The sequence below is a fragment of the Streptomyces sp. NPDC101118 genome (genome assembly GCF_044759445.1).
Taxonomy (GTDB): Bacteria; Actinomycetota; Actinomycetes; order Streptomycetales; family Streptomycetaceae; genus Streptomyces.
In genome coordinates, this window is sequence record NZ_JBIVZG010000033.1 from 41,542 (window position 1) to 58,016 (window position 16,475).

Genomic DNA, 16,475 nt, shown 5'->3' on the forward strand with positions numbered 1-16,475 from the left:
GCCGGTGGCGGGTCGCGGGCAACCGGGTACGGGGCTCCGGTGCGGGTACGCGGGTGCGCGGCTCCCCGCCCTCACCCGGTACGCCGCAGGGGCCGCCCGCATCCCGCGCGGGCGGCCCCTCCGTGGCGTACCGGACGGGACGCCTACGCCGGCAGCACGGCCTCGATGGCCGCCAGCATCTCGGGCGACTCCGGGTCGGTGCGCGGGCGGAAGCGGCCCACGACCTCGCCCTGCGGCGAGATCAGGAACTTCTCGAAGTTCCACTGGACGTCGCCGGCCTCGCCCTCGGCGTCCGGCGTCTTGACCAGCTCGGCGAAGAGCGGGTGCCGGTCCGCGCCGTTCACGTCCGACTTCTCCAGCATCGGGAAGGTGACGCCGAAGCCGGCCGCGCAGAAGGTCTGGATGTCCTCGGCCGTGCCGGGCTCCTGGCCGCCGAACTGGTTGCACGGCACGCCGATGACGGTGAAGCCCTTCTCCTCGTACTTGAACTGCAGGCGCGCCAGCCCGGAGTACTGCGGGGTCAGGCCGCACTGCGAGGCCGTGTTCACCACCAGGATGGCCTTGCCCTTGAACGGCGCGAGGCTGGTGGGCTCGTCGGACAGGGTGGTCAGGGGGATGTCGTACAGGCTCAAGACGGGTCTCCTCGACAGGATGGTGTGCGCCGCATCCGATGATGCCCGATCCCGTCGAACAAGTGATCAGGCGCCCGTGCCCACCAGCTCGTCCGCCGGGTCGTTCACCGGTTGGGGCATGCCCGTGAGGTCCATGACGAACAGCGGTATGCCCAGGTCGTCGGCGCGCGCCCGGGCGTCCTCGGTGTAGCCCGCCAGGGAGAAGTACACGCTGGTCGCGGAGGCGGTCAGGCCGTTCAGCCAGACGCACTCGACCGCCCGCAGCCCGGCCGGCGCGGTCGTCGGGTCCACCTGCGCCACCAGCCCGGGCGCCCGCAGGTCCACCGCGGCCGAGGGCACGGGGCGCGCGTCCGGCTGCCGCACGTCCTGGAAGCCGAGCCAGCGCAGGTACAGGGCGGCGGTCGCCACCGCGTCCCGCGCGGTACGGATGGTCACCGGCCGGAACGCCGGGCGCGGCACCGGCCCGGTCACCGGCAGCGGAATGTGCGCGGGACCGCGCACTCCGGGAGCGGGTACGGAGTCCCGCGCGCCCTCCCCCCGCGGCTCCGCCGCGTCCGGCGCGGGGTCGGGCGGGGCCGGTGCGGCCGCCGCCGCGTCCTCGCGCGCCGGCCGCGCGGCCGGCGGGGCGACCGGGGTGTCCATCGCCTCCGGCGGCGTCACGGGCAGCCGTACGACCGTCCCGCAGGAGCAGCCCACCTCGGGCTGCGGCCACTCGTCCCGCCGCCCGCACGCCGTACAGCGCACCGCGACCCAGGTCTCCGACCAGTTCCGGTGGGTCAGCGGCACCGGGGAGGCCACCCGGTCCAGGGGCGGGGTCACCGGGGAACCGCAGGCGCAGGGGAAGACCGGCGGGGCGTACGCGTTCTCCCGCCCGCACGCCGGGCAGCGCACCGCAAACGTCTCGGCCATCGACATCCCTCCGCCGTCCCCACCGCCGTCGCTCTGCGTGGTCCATCGTCCACCACAAGCGACGGCGCGCGCGAGGGTCCCCCGGATTTGTGCGACTCACGGGGCGGTTACGCGCCATTTGGTGGTTTCCGGGGTGCTCCACCGCCTTGACGCGCCGGAAGACGCCTCCTAGATTGTTTCGCATAGCAGAACAGATTTTCCGGATGACGGAAACAGCCTGATCGCAGGAGTACCGATGCCTCGTATGACAGCCGCCGCCGCGGCAGTGGAGATCCTCAAGCGCGAAGGAGTCACGCAGGCCTTCGGCGTGCCCGGCGCTGCGATCAACCCCTTCTACCGCGAGCTCAAGAACGTCGGCGGCGTCAACCACACGCTCGCCCGCCACGTCGAGGGCGCCTCGCACATGGCCGAGGGCTACACCCGTGCCCAGGCGGGCAACATCGGTGTCTGCATCGGCACGTCCGGCCCCGCCGGCACCGACATGATCACCGGCCTGTACTCCGCCATCGCGGACTCGATCCCGATCCTGTGCATCACCGGCCAGGCCCCGGTCTCGAAGCTCCACAAGGAGGACTTCCAGGCCGTCGACATCGCGACGATCGCCAAGCCCGTCACCAAGGCCGCGACGACCGTCCTGGAGGCCGCGCAGGTCCCCGGCGTCTTCCAGCAGGCCTTCCACCTGATGCGCTCCGGCCGCCCCGGCCCGGTCCTCATCGACCTGCCGATCGACGTCCAGCTGACCGAGATCGAGTTCGACCCGGAGACCTACGAGCCGCTGCCGGTCTACAAGCCGTCCGCGACCCGTGCCCAGGCCGAGAAGGCCCTGAGCTTCCTCCTGGAGGCCGAGCGCCCGCTGATCGTCGCCGGTGGCGGCATCATCAACGCCGACGCCTCCGACCTGCTGGTCGAGTTCGCCGAGCTGACCAGCATCCCGGTCATCTCCACCCTGATGGGCTGGGGCACCATCCCGGACGACCACGAGCTGGCCGCCGGCATGGTCGGCGTCCAGACCGCGCACCGCTACGGCAACGCGACCTTCCTGGAGTCCGACACCGTCATCGGCATCGGCAACCGCTGGGCCAACCGCCACACGGGCTACAACCTGGACGCGTACACCAAGGGCCGCAAGTTCGTCCACGTCGACATCGAGCCCACCCAGCTCGGCAAGATCTTCGCCCCGGACTACGGCATCGCCTCCGACGCCAAGGTCGCCCTGGAGCTCTTCATCGAGATCGCCAAGGAGTGGAAGGCCGCGGGCAAGCTCCCCGACTTCACCGCCTGGGCCGCCTCGGCGCAGGAGCGCAAGGCCACCCTGCAGCGCCGCACGCACTTCGAGAACATCCCGATGAAGCCGCAGCGCGTGTACGAGGAGATGAACAAGGCCTTCGGCCCGGAGACGCGCTACGTCACCACCATCGGCCTCTCGCAGATCGCCGCCGCGCAGTTCCTGCACGTCTACAAGCCGCGCCACTGGGTCAACTGCGGCCAGGCCGGCCCGCTCGGCTGGACCATCCCGGCCGCCATCGGTGCCGCCACCGCGCAGCCGGACGTCCCGGTCGTCGCCCTGTCCGGCGACTACGACTTCCAGTTCATGATCGAGGAGCTGGCGGTCGCCGCCCAGCACAAGGTCCCCTACGTCCACGTCCTCGTGAACAACGCCTACCTGGGCCTGATCCGTCAGGCGCAGGGCGGTCTCGGCATCAACTTCGAGGTCAACCTCGAGTTCGAGAACATCAACACCCCGGAGCTCGGCGTCTACGGCGTCGACCACGTCAAGGTCGCCGAGGGCCTGGGCGTCAAGGCCATCCGCGTCACCGACCCGGAGAAGCTGGGCGAGGCCTTCGAGCAGGCCAAGAAGCTGGCCGCCGAGCACCAGGTCCCGGTCGTCGTCGAGGCCATCCTGGAGCGCGTCACCAACATCGCGATGAGCAAGACGGTCGACATGAGCGACGTGACCGAGTTCGAGGAGCTCGCCACGGAGCCCGGTCACGCGCCGACCGCCATCAAGGCCCTGCAGGTCTGATCCAGGCCCTTCAGGCCCCAGGACCGCGGGGCGGGCAGCACGAACTGCCCGCCCCGCACGAAGCGGCCCCCGCCCCTCCTCCGGGAGGGACGGGGGCCGCTTCGCGTTCCGGAGCCCCTCCAGGCCCGTCCGGCTTCCCGGCAGGTCCGGTCCGGCTCGACCGGGGCTCGCCCGGCCTCTGGGAGCTTCCGGCCATGGAAACCGCCCTGGACACCGCCGGGAAGACGCCCCCCGCCGCGGCCCCGTACCCGTACCGCTGGGCCGTCCTCGCGCTGGTGCTCACCGCCGACGTGATGGACCTGCTCGACGCCACCATCACCGGCATCGCCGCCCCCGAGGTGGCCGCGGACCTCGGGGGCGGGCGCGAGCTCGGCCAGTGGCTCCAGGCCGCCTACACCCTGCCCTTCGCCGTGCTGCTGATCACCGCGGGGCGGCTCGGGGACCGGTACGGGCGGCGCCGGCTCTTCCTGATCGGCAGCGCCGGCTTCACCCTCGCCTCCGCGCTGTGCTCGCTGGCCACCGAGCCGGGCTGGCTGATCACCGGACGGGCGCTCCAGGGCGCGCTCGGGGCACTGCTGCTGCCGCAGGGCTTCGGCCTGCTGAAGGAGGTCTTCCGGGGCCCCGAGCTCGGCCGGGCCTTCGGGTTCTTCGGCCCGGTCCTGGGCGTGGCCGCCGTGGGGGGCCCGGTGCTGGGCGGCGTACTCGTCGGCGCGGACCTGTTCGGCACGGGCTGGCGGGCCGTCTTCCTGGTGAACCTGCCCCTGGGCCTGCTCACGGTGCTGGGCGCGCTGCGCTGGATGCCGCGCGGCGAGGCCGACCCCGCGCTGCGGATGGACCTGCCCGGCATGCTGCTGACGGGAGCCGCCTCGGCCGCCCTGGTCTACCCGCTGGTGCAGGGCCCCGGCCTGGGCTGGCCCTGGTGGTCCCTGGTGCTGCTGGCGGCCGGTCCGCCGGGCTTCTGGCTCTTCGCCCGGCTCCAGCCGCGCCGGCCCAGCCCGCTGGTGCTGCCCAGCCTGCTGCGGAACACCGCCTACACGGGCGGCATCGTGGTGGTCACCGCGTTCTTCGCCGCCTTCAGCGGGGTGACGCTGGTGCTCTCGCTCTTCCTCCAGGGCCCGCTGGGGATGTCCCCGCAGGGTGCCGGGTACTCCGTGGCCCCGCTGGCGCTCGGCATGGCGCTGACCGCGGGTCCGGCCTCCGCGCTGGCCCGGCGCAAGGGCCGGCTGGTCATCCAGGCGGGCATCGTGGTGAGCCTGCTGGGGCTCGTGCTGCTGGCGCTCCTGGCCGGGCCGGCCGGGTGGGCCACCAGCGGCTGGCGGCTGGCCCCGGCCACCCTGGTCACGGGGCTGGGCATGGGGCTGGTGGTGCCGCCGCTGTTCGACGTGATCCTGGGCGGGGTCACCGGGCCCGAGACCGGCTCGGCGGCGGGCGTGCTCAACGCCGCGCAGCAGCTGGCCAACGCCTTCGGCGTCGCGCTGCTGGTCACCTGCTGGTCGGCGTACGGCGACCACGGGTACGGCCCGGGCGGGGCGCTGGCCGGTACGGCCCTGGCGGTGGTGGGGCTGCTGGTCGTGGCCCTCCTGGCCTCGTACCGGCTGCCGGAGGAGATCACCGCCCGGCACTGAGGCCCGTACCGGGAACCCCGTACCGGGAACCCCGTACCGGGCGGACGATCCGGCCGGGAACGACAAAGCGCCGGGTTCGCGGGACCGTCCGCAAACCCGGCGCTCTGGCCTGGGAGGTGTGACCGCCCGACGGAACGAGGCTGGCGCGACAGGACGTTCGCACCGCCGGGCGGAGTCTGGGTGGATCCCTCACGGGAGTCCGGGTCCTCACCTACAGGGGGCTCTGTGCGTGGCCCCTGTGGGCAGAGGAGTGGCTGGGACCGTGGCGGCGGGCGACGGGCGTCCCGGCACCGTCCCCCTCAGGTCAAGGGACGGGCCTGCGAACACCCATTACCACCGCACTGGCTCGCACGCCGCCACGGTCCTCGTCCTGAACCCTTCACCGACGAACCACCCCTCATCCGGGTCCGCGGTGCCGGGCTCAGCGCCCAGGTCCTGACCTCCCGTCAGGTCCCGAGCGCGGCCTTGTGGGCTCAGTCCTCGCGCAGGGCGCGGACGGCCTCCTCGACGCGCTTGCCGTAGTCGGCGTCGGCGGCGTGGAAGTGAGCCAGGTTCTTCTCGATGACGTCCTCGCGGGAGACCTGCGACAGGCCGCCGGCGATGTTCGCCACCAGACGCTGCTTCTCGTCCTCGGACATCAGGCGGTACAGCTCGCCGGCCTGGAAGAAGTCGTCGTCCTTGGTGTGGGCCGGGGCCGCGTGGGTGCCGGTGTAGCCGGAGACCGCCAGCGGGGCGCCGAGGGCGTCGCCGGTCTCGGCCGGGCCCTGGTACGAGTTGGGCTCGTAGTTCTTGTCGTGGCGCGAGCCGTTGCGCAGCGCCATGGCGCCGTCGCGGCCGTAGTTCTGCGCGGTGGTGGCCTTGGGGGCGTTCACCGGCAGCAGGGTGTGGTTCACGCCGAGGCGGTAGCGCTGGGCGTCCGCGTAGGCGAACAGGCGGCCCTGGAGCATCTTGTCCGGCGAGGCGGTGATGCCCGGGACGAAGTTGTTCGGGGAGAAGGCGGACTGCTCGACCTCGGCGAAGACGTTCTCCGGGTTGCGGTCGAGGACCAGGCGGCCCACGCGCTGCAGCGGGTAGTCCGCGTGCGGCCACACCTTGGTGAGGTCGAACGGGTTGAAGCGGTAGTCCGCGGCCTCGGCGGCCGGCATGATCTGGACGTAGAGGGTCCAGCTCGGGTTCACGCCGCGCTCGATGGCCTGGAGCAGGTCGGTCTGGTGCGAGTTCGCGTCGCTGCCGACGACCTCGGCGGCCTGCTCGGAGGACAGGCAGCGGATGCCCTGGTTCGTCTTGAAGTGGTACTTGACGAAGAAGGCCTCACCCTGGGCGTTGGTCCACTGGTAGGTGTGGGAGCCGTAGCCGTTCATGTGGCGGTAGGAGGCCGGGATGCCGCGGTCGCCCATCAGCCAGGTGATCTGGTGCGTCGCCTCGGGGGCGTGCGCCCAGAAGTCCCAGACGTTGTCCGCCTCCTGCTTGCCCGTGAAGGGGTCGCGCTTCTGGGAGTGGATGAAGTCGGGGAACTTGATCGGGTCCTTGATGAAGAACACCGGGGTGTTGTTGCCGACGAGGTCGTAGTTGCCGTCCTCGGTGTAGAACTTCAGCGCGAAGCCGCGCGGGTCGCGGACGGCGTCCGCGCCACCGAGGGAGTCGGCGACGGTGGAGAAGCGCAGGAAGGTCTCGGTCTTCTTGCCGACCTCGTTGAGGAACTTCGCCGAGGTGTAGGCGGTGACGTCGTCGGTCACCTCGAAGTAGCCGTACGCGGCCGAGCCACGGGCGTGCACGACGCGCTCCGGGATGCGCTCACGGTTGAAGCGGGCGAGCTTCTCGAGGAGCTGCTGGTCCTGGATGAGGAGCGGGCCACCGACGCCGGCGGTGGCGGAGTTCTGGTTGTCGGCGACCGGGGCGCCGGACTCGGTCGTAAGCACGCGCTTCGACATGGTGACCTTCCGTACGGGAGCTGCTGACGGAAAGCGTCTTCCGCCATGCGGATGAGCCTAATTTCAGGCGGAACGCAACGTCAACAGTTTGTTGAAGAAAGATGGAGGAGAGGTGATCCGGACGGTGCCGGCGCTTGGGCGCGACAGGACAGGTGTCAGCACCGGCACCGTCCGGAAACTCAGGTCCCCCGGAGGGGAGGCGCCGCCCCCGCAGGGGCGGCGTCAGGCTCAGACCTGGGCGCCGGAGAGGCGCTCGACGGCGCGCAGCAGGGCCGAGTGGTCCAGGCCGCCGTCACCCTGGGCGCGCAGCGAGGCGACCAGCTGGGCGACGACCGCGCCGACCGGGAGGGCCGCACCGACGTTGCGGGCGGCGTCGGTGACGATGCCCATGTCCTTGTGGTGCAGGTCGATCCGGAAACCGGGCTTGAAGTCGCGGTTCAGGAAGTTGTCCTTCTTGCGGGTCAGGACCGTGGAGCCGGCCAGACCGCCGTTGAGGACGTCCAGGGCGGCCTGGAGGTTCACGCCGGACTTCTCGAGGAAGACGACGGCCTCGGCGCAGGCCTGGATGTTGACCGCGACGATGAGCTGGTTGGCGGCCTTCACCGTCTGGCCGGAGCCGTGCGGGCCGCACAGGACGATGACCTTGCCGAGGGCCTCGAGGATCGGGAGGGCCTCGTCGAAGTCGGCCTGCTCGCCGCCGACCATGATGGACAGCACGGCCTCGATGGCGCCGGCCTCGCCGCCGGACACCGGGGCGTCGATGACGCGGATGCCCTTCTCGGCGGCGTTCTTGGCCAGGTCGACCGAGGTCTGCGGGGTGATCGACGACATGTCGATGATGAGCGCGCCGGACTTGGCGTTCTCCAGGATGCCGGCGGGGCCGTAGTTGATGGCCTCGACCTGCGGGGAGGCGGGCACCATCGTGATGACGACGTCGGCGTCCTTGACGGCCTCGGCGATCGAGCCGGCCGCGGTGCCGCCGGCCGCCGCGAGGCGGTCCAGCTTGTCCTGCTCCAGGGTGAAGCCGGTGACCGAGTAGCCGGCCTTCAGGAGGTTCTCGGACATGGGGGAGCCCATGATGCCGAGGCCGATCCACGCGATCTTGGGGAGGTTGCTCATGATGAGGTCCTTCTCTTAAAGCTACGTACGAAAAGTTCGAGCGGTGTCTGGGCCTTCGCCCCGACCTACTTGGCCGCGCGGGCCTCGGCCGGCAGCCACTCGAAGGACGCGGCGGCGTCGGCGGCCTTGTACTCCAGGCCGACGTAGCCCTCGTAACCAGCCTTCCTGAGCTGGTCGAGGAGCTCCTCGAGGGGCAGGTCGCCGGTGCCCGGAGCGCCACGGCCCGGCTTGTCGGCGATCTGGACGTGCCCGGTCTTGGCGGCGTACTTTTCGATGACCTCGGAGAGGTCCTCATCGTTCATCGCCAGGTGGTACAGGTCGAGCAGGAACTTGGCGTTCCCCAGGCCGGTCGCCTCGTTCACCTTGTCCACGACCTCGATCGCGGACGGCGCGCTCACCAGCGGGTAGAGCGGAGACTCGGGCTTGTTGAGGGTCTCGATCAGGAGGATCGCACCCACGCGGTCGGCGGCGCGGGCCGCGACGACCAGGTTCTCCAGGGCGAGTTCGTCCTGGACGGCGGGGTCCACGCCCTCGACGCGGTTGCCGTAGAGCGCGTTGAGCGCCTTGCAGCCGACCGAGGCGGCGAAGTCCGCGGCCACGTCGATGTTCGCCCGGAACCGGTCCGACTCCTCACCGGGGACGGATACCGCGCCGCGGTCCGGTCCGGGGAGCTGGCCGGCGTAGAAGTTCAGGCCCACCAGCTGGGTGCCGGCGTCCTCAAGGGCCTTCTTGAGGGCGTCGAGCTCCTCCTGAGCCGGGGTGGGGGTTTCGATCCAGGGCCACCACAGCTCGACCGCGGTGAAGCCGGCCGCGGCGGCGGCCGCGGGGCGCTCCAGGAGCGGGAGTTCCGTGAAGAGGATCGAGAGGTTCACATCGAAGCGCTGGTCCGTGTATCCCATGAGGGGTATGCGCTCCTTCCGTATTGCGGAAGTTGTTTTCTGCTTGATGGAAGGTTGCATGGGCTGCTGCGCGAATGTCAAGTGGGACCTGCCGGATTTTCCGTACCTCGGGGTAGCTTGGCCGCGTGCGATTGAGAGTGGAGTTCACGACCGAGCCCTTCGACCTCGAGGAAGCCCCGGCCCACGCCGTGGCGGCCCGGGAGGTCATCCAGAAGGCGCAGCTGGACGCGGTGGATGTCGGCCCCTTCGGCAATACGGCCGAGGGCGGGGCGGACGCCGTGCTGACCGCGGTGGCCGCGCTGCTGCGCGACTCGCTGGAGGCCGGGGCCACCCGCGTCTCGCTGCAGGTCAACGTGGTCCGGGAGGACACCTGATGACCGAGCCCCGCGACCACCCGTTCGTCGCAGCGGTCAAGCCGCTGGTCGACGCCATGGGCGGCGAGCTGATGGACCCGTCCCTGGCGCAGCCCGACGACGTCGTGCTGGCCTGGGAGGGCGAGGACGTGCTCGCCGTACGGCTGCCGCAGCTGTCGGACTCCCTGGACCACATCCTGGCGGCGCTGGAGCGCCGGCACGGGATGCCCCTGTCGGAGCTGGACCGCAAGGCGAAGCAGGACGTCGTGCGCATACTGGAGGCGCGGGGCGCCTTCTCGGTGCGGCACGGCGTCGAGACGGTCGCCGGCGCTCTGGGCGTAAGCCGCTTCACGGTCTACAACTACTTGAACAGGGAAAACCCCAACAAGAACAGCCAAGGGTGACGCCGGAATCACCCGTTGTCACGAGCCGCCGCCCGATTGAACCGGGCGGCGGCTTTTGTGTACCGGAAGTTTCAACAAAGTGTTGACGCGGTGTTGTGGAGGGCGTTAGCTATGCGAAGCCCGTCAAAGCACAAGGCCAAGCACATCGGCCACGGAGGCTTCCCGTGACTTCGAGTACGACACCGGGCCTCGCCCGGTTCAACACCTTGGTGGACGCCGCGGCCCAGGCCGAGCTCCACGAGGTGTGCGCCAGTTCGGCTTGGGTGAGCAAGCTGCTCGCCCAGCGCCCCTTCACCAGCGCCGACGCCCTGTTCGCCGCGAGCGACGCCGCCATGGCGGAGCTCACCACCGCGGACCTGGAAGAGGCGATGGCGGGCCACCCGCCGATCGGCCGCCCGAAGCCGGGTGACCCGACCTCCGCGCGCGAGCAGCGCGGCATGGCCGGGGCGTCCGAGGAGCTGAAGGCCGAGCTGCTCGAACTGAACCTGGCCTACCAGGAGAAGTTCGGCCACGTCTTCCTGATCTGCGCCACCGGTGCGACCGGTGAGCAGATGCGGGACGCGGTCAAGGTCCGGATCGAGAACTCGGACGAGGTCGAGCGGGAGATCGCCCGCGGAGAACTCGTCAAGATCAACCGGATCCGTCTGACCCGCCTCGCAGAAGGAGAGTGAGCATGAGCACCGAGACCACCGCGTCGGTGTCCACGCACATCCTGGACACCAGCATCGGCCGCCCCGCGGAGGGCGTCGCCATCTCCCTGTCGGCCCGCAGCGGCCTCGACGGCGAGTGGGCGGCCCTCGGCGGTTCCGCCACCGACGCCGACGGGCGTTGCAAGGACCTGCCGGCACTGCCGGAGGGCACCACCCACGTACGCCTCGACTTCGAGACCGAGACGTACTTTTCCAAGAAGCAAGCCGCCGAGGCGCAGCAGGACGCCCCCCGCGTAAGGGACAGCGGTGCGTTCTTCCCCGAGGTGACCATCACTTTCGCGGTCAACCCGGGCGAGCACTACCACGTACCGCTGCTGCTCAACCCGTTCGGCTACTCCGTTTACCGAGGGAGCTAGCAGACATGCCCACGATTCTCGGCCAGAACCAGTACGGCAAAGCAGAGAACCGCGTCGTCAAGATCACGCGGGACGGCGACACCCACCACATCAAGGACCTGAACGTCTCGGTCGCGCTCTCCGGCGACATGGACGACGTCCACTACTCCGGCTCCAACGCCAACGTCCTGCCGACGGACACCACCAAGAACACGGTGTACGCGTTCGCCAAGGAGTACGGCATCGAGTCCGCCGAGCAGTTCGGCATCCACCTGGCCCGCTGGTTCGTCAACAGCCAGGAGCCGATCGGCCGCGCCCGGATCCGCATCGAGGAGTACGCCTGGGAGCGGATCCAGACCTCGGACGCGAACTCCAAGTTCATCGGCGCCGACGAGGTGAAGCACTCCTTCGTCCGCAAGGGCCAGGAGACCCGCGTCACCCAGATCACGTACGACGGCCAGAACTGGGAGGTCATCTCCGGCCTCAAGGACCTGATCGTCATGAACTCCACCAACTCGGAGTTCTGGGGCTACGTGAAGGACAAGTACACGACCCTGCAGGAGGCGTACGACCGCATCCTGGCCACCCAGGTGTCGGGCCGCTGGCGGTTCAACTGGACCGACGACGAGCAGCGCATGCCGAACTGGGAGAAGTCCTACGAGGCCACCCGGAAGCACATGCTCGAGGCCTTCGCGGAGACCTACTCCCTGTCGCTCCAGCAGACCCTGTACCAGATGGGTTCGCGGATCATCAACCACCGTTCGGAGATCGACGAGGTCCGCTTCTCGCTCCCGAACAAGCACCACTTCCTGGTCGACCTGGAGCCCTTCGGCCTCAAGAACGACAACGAGGTGTACTTCGCCGCCGACCGTCCCTACGGTCTGATCGAGGCGACCATCCTCCGCGACGGCGCCGACGCGCGCATCCCGGTGGACCTGACCAACCTGTAGGACCGCCCGTCCGGCCGGCCAGGCCGGCACGCGTCCCGGGGTACCGCAGTGGCCCCGGGGCGCGGCCCCCCCCGCAACACCCCAGAACTTCCTGAACTCGGCACCCGGAGCATCACACGGGGCGGCAGTACTGTCAGCTGCCAGGCCCCCGGTTTCGGCACTCAAATCCCCTGGGTCCTGCCGTGCCCGCACCGCCACTGAAAGCACGAGGAAGCCCCATGGCAGCCACTGACAGCGCGGTCGAGCGCATCGTCATCGAGAACTGTGCGATCGCGACCGTCGACGCCAACGACACCGAGTACGCCTCGGGTCACATCGTCATCGCCGGCAACAAGATCGAGGCCATCGGCGCGGGCAAGGCCCCCGAGAACCTCGAGAACGTCGTACGCCGCATCGACGGCACGGGCCACCTCGTGACGCCCGGCCTGGTCAACACGCACCACCACTTCTACCAGTGGATCACGCGGGGCCTGGCGACCGACCACAACCTCTTCAACTGGCTCGTCGCGCTGTACCCGACCTGGGCGCGCATCGACGAGCAGATGACGTACTCGGCCGCGCAGGGCTCCCTCGCCGCGATGGCCAAGGGCGGTGTCACCACCGCCATGGACCACCACTACGTCTTCCCCAAGGGCTCCGGCGACCTCTCCGGCTCGATCATCCGCGCCGCGTCCGAGATGGGCGTCCGCTTCACCCTCGCCCGCGGCTCCATGGACCGCAGCGAGAAGGACGGCGGCCTGCCGCCGGACCACGCCGTCGAGACCCTCGAGGGCGCCCTGGCCGACACCGAGGCGACCGTCAAGAAGTTCCACGACGCGTCCTTCGACTCGATGACCCAGGTCGCCGTGGCCCCCTGCTCCCCCTTCTCGGTCTCCACCGAGCTGCTCAAGCAGGGCGCCGAGCTGGCCCGCCGCCTGGGTGTGCGCATGCACACGCACGGCAGCGAGACGGTCGAGGAGGAGAAGTTCTGCCACGAGCTCTTCGGCATGGGCCCGACCGACTACTTCGAGTCGACCGGCTGGCTGGGCGAGGACGTGTGGATGGCGCACAGCGTCCACATGAACGACTCCGACATCGCCGCCTTCGCCCGGACCAAGACCGGTGTGGCGCACTGCCCGTCCTCCAACGCCCGTCTGGCCGCCGGCATCGCCCGCGTCCCGGACATGCTCGCCGCCGGCGTCCCGGTCGGCCTCGGCGTCGACGGCACGGCCTCCAACGAGTCCGGCGAGCTGCACACCGAGCTGCGCAACGCGCTGCTCATCAACCGCCTGAACCCGGTGCACCGCGAGGCCGCGCTCAACGCCCGCCAGTCGCTGCGCCTCGGCACCTACGGCGGCGCCCAGGTGCTCGGCCGCGCCGACAACATCGGATCGCTCGAGGTCGGCAAGCTCGCCGACCTGGTGCTCTGGAACCTGAGCACCTTCCTGCACTCCTCGATCGCCGACCCGGTGACCGCCCTGGTCTTCGGCGCGGCGGCCCCGGTGACGGCCTCGTTCGTCAACGGCAAGCAGATCGTCGAGAACAACCGCCTGCTGACCGCGGACGAGGACGCCATCGCCGTGTCCACGCGGGAAGAGGCCCAGCGCCTCGCGCGGATCGCCGCGCAGGCCTGATCCCCCACGGAATCCGGCCGGGGGGGACGGCCCCCGGCCGGTGGCCGCGGACCCGAGCGGGGTCCGCGGCAGCCGTTCCCGGGGGGTGCGGACGTCAGTGCCCGCACCCCCCGGGGCGGTGACTCGTGTACGTACACACGCCACCCCCCTCCCGTCTGTTTTGGCATGCCCTGAACAAATCGGGCATCCGTTCCCAACCGAACACCGCACAGGACTGATCCACCTCCCTGACACCCACGTCACCTGCCGACGTGTTAACCGACCGGAGGAAGCCCGTGGCCGTCACGCCCAGGTTTCGCAAAGACGCAGTCGCCAGCCCAGCGGAGAGGCACCCGGTCGACGAGACCCTGCCCCCGCTCCGGATGTTCACCAGCGGCCTCCAGCACGTGGCCGCGATGTACGCGGGGGTCGTCGCCCCGCCCATGATCGTCGGACCGGCCGTCGGCCTCTCCGCCACCGAGACGGCCTTCCTGATGGGGGCCTCCCTCTTCACCGCCGGCCTCGCCACCCTCCTCCAGACCCTCGGCTTCTGGCGGGTGGGCGCCAAACTCCCCTTCGTGAACGGCGTTTCGTTCGCCGGTGTCACCCCGATGGTCGCCATCGGCAAGGACCAGGGCGCCGACGCCATCCCCGTCATCTTCGGCGCGATCATCGTCGCCGGGGCCCTCGGCTTCTTCGCCGCCCCCTACTTCGGCCGCCTGGTCCGCTTCTTCCCGCCGGTCGTGACCGGTACGGTCATCACGCTGATCGGCGTCTCGCTGCTGCCCGTCGCCTTCAACTGGTCCCAGGGCGGCAACCGCACCGCCGCCGACTACGGCTCCCTCACCAACATCGGCATGGCCGCGGCCACCCTCGCCCTCGTGCTGCTGATGCGGAAGTTCCTGCGCGGCTTCCTCCGCCAGATCGCCATCCTGCTCGGCCTGGTCGCCGGCACCCTGATCGCGATCCCCGTCGGCATCACCGACTTCTCCGCCATCGGCCGCGCCGGACTCGTGGGCTTCCCCACCCCGTTCCACTTCGGCGCCCCGCAGTTCCACGTCGCCGCCATCGTCTCGATGTGCATCGTGATGCTGGTCTGCATGACGGAGTCCACCGCCGACATCCTGGCCCTCGGCCGGATCGTCGGACGCCCTGCCGACGCCCGCACCATCGAGGGCGGCCTGCGCGCCGACGCCCTCGGCAGCGCCCTCAGCCCCGTCTTCAACGGCTTCATGTGCAGCGCCTTCGCCCAGAACATCGGGCTGGTCGCCATGACCAAGGTGCGCAGCCGCTTCGTCGTCGCGGCCGGCGGCCTGATCCTCATCGCCCTCGGCCTCTGCCCGGTGGCCGCCTCCGTCATCGCCGTCGTACCGCTGCCGGTGCTCGGCGGCGCGGGCATCGTCCTGTTCGGGTCCGTCGCGGCGAGCGGCATCCAGACCCTTGCGGGCGCCGCCATGGAGAAGGGCGAGAACGCCCTGATCGTCGCCGCCTCCATCGGCATCGGCCTCATCCCGATCGCCGCGCCGGACTTCTACCACGCCTTCCCCGAGGACCTGCTGGTCGTCCTCGACTCGGGCATCAGCACCGGCTGCGTGGTGGCGATCCTGCTCAACCTCGCCTTCAACCACCTGGGTTCACGCCGGGACCGGGCGGCCGCAGCCGCCCAGGACCCGGTGCCGGTGCACTGACCGGGTGACGGGACGCTCAGCCGGCCGTGCGCGGCCGGGGCCAGGCCGGGGCCAGGCCCCGGCCCAGGGCCCGTAACGGCGCGGGGTCGGCCGAGGGAGCCGCGGCGTGCCCGGCCCCCGGGCCCGGCCGCCCGTCCGCGGCGTACCCGGCAGCCGCCCCGGAGCACCCGTCCGCGGACTGCCCGGCCGCCCCTGACCGCCCGTCCGCGGACTGCCCGGCCGCCCCGGACCGTCCGCCCGGGGCCGGCGCGGGCGCCGGGTCCGACCAGATGTCCGCCGGGACCGTGCGGACGCGGCGGCCCTCCGGGTCCAGCTCCTGGGCCGCGGACTTGCGCACGTACAGCGCGAGGGCCGAGTCGGCGATGCGCAACGCCGGTACCCTGCGGGTCAGTTCGGCGGTGTAGCGGGACAGCTCCGCGACCGTCCGCAGCCGTGCGCTGACCAGGAAGTTCCACGGGCCGCTGGTCGACATGCAGGCCCGCGTCTCGCGCAGCCCCGACACCGCCGCGGCACAGTCCGTCACATCGTGCTCGGCGACCTCGCCCCACAACGTCGCCGACACCGGCCAGCCGCTGTGCACGGACGCCAGCGAGCAGCTGAAGCGCAGCACCCCGCCCGCCTCCAGCCGGGCCAGCCGCCGCCGTACGGTCGACTCGCTCATCCCGCACCCGCGGGCCAGCGAGGCCACGCTGCGCCGCGCGTCCCCCGCCAGCGCCAGCACCAGCGGCCGGTCCTCCGCCGACAGCGGCGCCGTGACCGGCGCGGTGGTCGACACCGGCCGCTGCGCCTGGTCCGCGAGCTGCGCGGTCTGCGCCGGGGTCAGCTGGTCCAGGCGCCACCTGTTGGGCGAGTAGTGCACCGTCGTCACCATCGAGGACCGTGTGGCGACGACGCCGGGTATCCGCTGCACCCGGAACGACAGGTAGCGGTAGAGCGCCGTCAGGTCGGGTACGGCCACGAACAGCAGCAGGTCCCGGCTCCCGGTGAGGTGCTCGACCCGCAGCGCGTGCGCGTCGCCGGTCAGCGTGCGGCCCACGGCCGGGGCCGTGCCCGCCGTGCACGTGACCTCCACCCAGGCCATGCACGGCACGGCGAGACCGCTGCGCAGGCCCAGCCCCGCGGTCCAGGCGTCCCCGGCCGCCGACAGCCGCTCCCAGCGCCTGGCCAGCGTGTCCGGACGCGCGCCGAGGACCGGGGCCAGCCGCTCCCAGCTGGCCCGGGGCGCGAGCTGGAGTGCGTGGACGAGCGCCCGGTCCATGTCGTCCATGGCGGAAATGGCTGAGTTCATACCCTCCCCTGGCGGTT

The 16,475-nt window shown here is 71.0% G+C and carries 15 protein-coding genes; 9 read left to right on the forward strand and 6 right to left on the reverse strand.

The features are described 5' to 3' along the window. Positions 1-143: 143 nt before the first annotated feature. Both ACIQUQ_RS33655 and ACIQUQ_RS33660 read right to left on the reverse strand, forming a co-directional pair. The gene (locus ACIQUQ_RS33655; protein ID WP_403983690.1) at positions 144-632 is read right to left on the reverse strand and encodes a glutathione peroxidase; all 489 of its coding nucleotides are present in this window, start codon (positions 630-632) and stop codon (positions 144-146) included. 66 nt (positions 633-698) lie between these two features. Then, positions 699-1,541 (reverse strand): hypothetical protein, encoded by an 843-nt coding sequence (locus tag ACIQUQ_RS33660; protein WP_403983692.1) that lies wholly within the window; start codon positions 1,539-1,541, stop codon positions 699-701. A gap of 235 nt (positions 1,542-1,776) precedes the next feature. On the opposite strand from ACIQUQ_RS33660, the gene gcl reads away from it, so the two are divergent. Beyond that, positions 1,777-3,564 (forward strand): glyoxylate carboligase, encoded by a 1,788-nt coding sequence (gcl, locus tag ACIQUQ_RS33665; RefSeq protein WP_403983694.1) that lies wholly within the window; start codon positions 1,777-1,779, stop codon positions 3,562-3,564. Between the two features lie 194 nt (positions 3,565-3,758). Beyond that, on the forward strand, positions 3,759-5,189 hold the full coding sequence (locus tag ACIQUQ_RS33670) for an MFS transporter (RefSeq protein WP_403983696.1): 1,431 nt from the start codon (positions 3,759-3,761) through the stop codon (positions 5,187-5,189). 473 nt (positions 5,190-5,662) lie between these two features. On the opposite strand, the gene ACIQUQ_RS33675 is transcribed toward ACIQUQ_RS33670, so the two are convergent. The 3 genes from ACIQUQ_RS33675 to ACIQUQ_RS33685 all read right to left on the reverse strand — a co-directional run bounded on the left by ACIQUQ_RS33675 (position 5,663) and on the right by ACIQUQ_RS33685 (position 9,138). Continuing rightward, positions 5,663-7,120, reverse strand: coding sequence for a catalase (locus ACIQUQ_RS33675; RefSeq protein ID WP_403983698.1), 1,458 nt, complete (start codon positions 7,118-7,120; stop codon positions 5,663-5,665). A 228-nt stretch (positions 7,121-7,348) separates the two neighbouring features. Beyond that, complete coding sequence (locus ACIQUQ_RS33680) at positions 7,349-8,239, reverse strand: 2-hydroxy-3-oxopropionate reductase (RefSeq protein WP_403983700.1); 891 nt, start codon at positions 8,237-8,239, stop codon at positions 7,349-7,351. A 65-nt stretch (positions 8,240-8,304) separates the two neighbouring features. Next, positions 8,305-9,138 carry a TIM barrel protein gene (locus tag ACIQUQ_RS33685; RefSeq protein ID WP_403983702.1) on the reverse strand — a complete coding sequence of 278 codons (834 nt, stop codon included), beginning with the start codon at positions 9,136-9,138 and terminating at the stop codon, positions 8,305-8,307. A gap of 125 nt (positions 9,139-9,263) precedes the next feature. Between ACIQUQ_RS33685 and ACIQUQ_RS33690 the strand changes: the two genes are divergently transcribed. The 7 genes from ACIQUQ_RS33690 to ACIQUQ_RS33720 all read left to right on the forward strand — a co-directional run bounded on the left by ACIQUQ_RS33690 (position 9,264) and on the right by ACIQUQ_RS33720 (position 15,170). Continuing rightward, positions 9,264-9,512, forward strand: a complete 249-nt coding sequence (locus ACIQUQ_RS33690; protein ID WP_399940831.1) for a hypothetical protein — start codon at positions 9,264-9,266, stop codon at positions 9,510-9,512. After that, on the forward strand, positions 9,512-9,895 hold the full coding sequence (locus ACIQUQ_RS33695; protein WP_399940834.1) for a helix-turn-helix domain-containing protein: 384 nt from the start codon (positions 9,512-9,514) through the stop codon (positions 9,893-9,895). The genes ACIQUQ_RS33690 and ACIQUQ_RS33695 overlap by 1 nt, the downstream gene beginning before the upstream one ends. A 164-nt stretch (positions 9,896-10,059) precedes the next feature. Next, positions 10,060-10,566 carry a 2-oxo-4-hydroxy-4-carboxy-5-ureidoimidazoline decarboxylase gene (gene uraD / locus ACIQUQ_RS33700; RefSeq protein WP_403983705.1) on the forward strand — a complete coding sequence of 169 codons (507 nt, stop codon included), beginning with the start codon at positions 10,060-10,062 and terminating at the stop codon, positions 10,564-10,566. Positions 10,567-10,568: 2 nt separating this feature from the next. Then, entirely contained in the window at positions 10,569-10,961 is a 393-nt protein-coding gene (gene uraH, locus ACIQUQ_RS33705) for a hydroxyisourate hydrolase (protein WP_399940838.1), read from the forward strand. Positions 10,962-10,966: 5 nt separating this feature from the next. Beyond that, the gene (gene pucL / locus ACIQUQ_RS33710; protein WP_399940841.1) at positions 10,967-11,890 is read left to right on the forward strand and encodes a factor-independent urate hydroxylase; all 924 of its coding nucleotides are present in this window, start codon (positions 10,967-10,969) and stop codon (positions 11,888-11,890) included. Between the two features lie 218 nt (positions 11,891-12,108). Beyond that, positions 12,109-13,503: an 8-oxoguanine deaminase gene (locus ACIQUQ_RS33715; protein ID WP_403983708.1), complete on the forward strand. Its 1,395-nt coding sequence runs from the start codon at positions 12,109-12,111 to the stop codon at positions 13,501-13,503. A 275-nt stretch (positions 13,504-13,778) separates the two neighbouring features. Then, complete coding sequence (locus tag ACIQUQ_RS33720) at positions 13,779-15,170, forward strand: nucleobase:cation symporter-2 family protein (RefSeq protein ID WP_403983711.1); 1,392 nt, start codon at positions 13,779-13,781, stop codon at positions 15,168-15,170. Positions 15,171-15,186: 16 nt separating this feature from the next. On the opposite strand, the gene ACIQUQ_RS33725 is transcribed toward ACIQUQ_RS33720, so the two are convergent. Continuing rightward, positions 15,187-16,458 (reverse strand): Lrp/AsnC family transcriptional regulator, encoded by a 1,272-nt coding sequence (locus tag ACIQUQ_RS33725; protein ID WP_403983713.1) that lies wholly within the window; start codon positions 16,456-16,458, stop codon positions 15,187-15,189. Positions 16,459-16,475 lie beyond the last annotated feature (17 nt).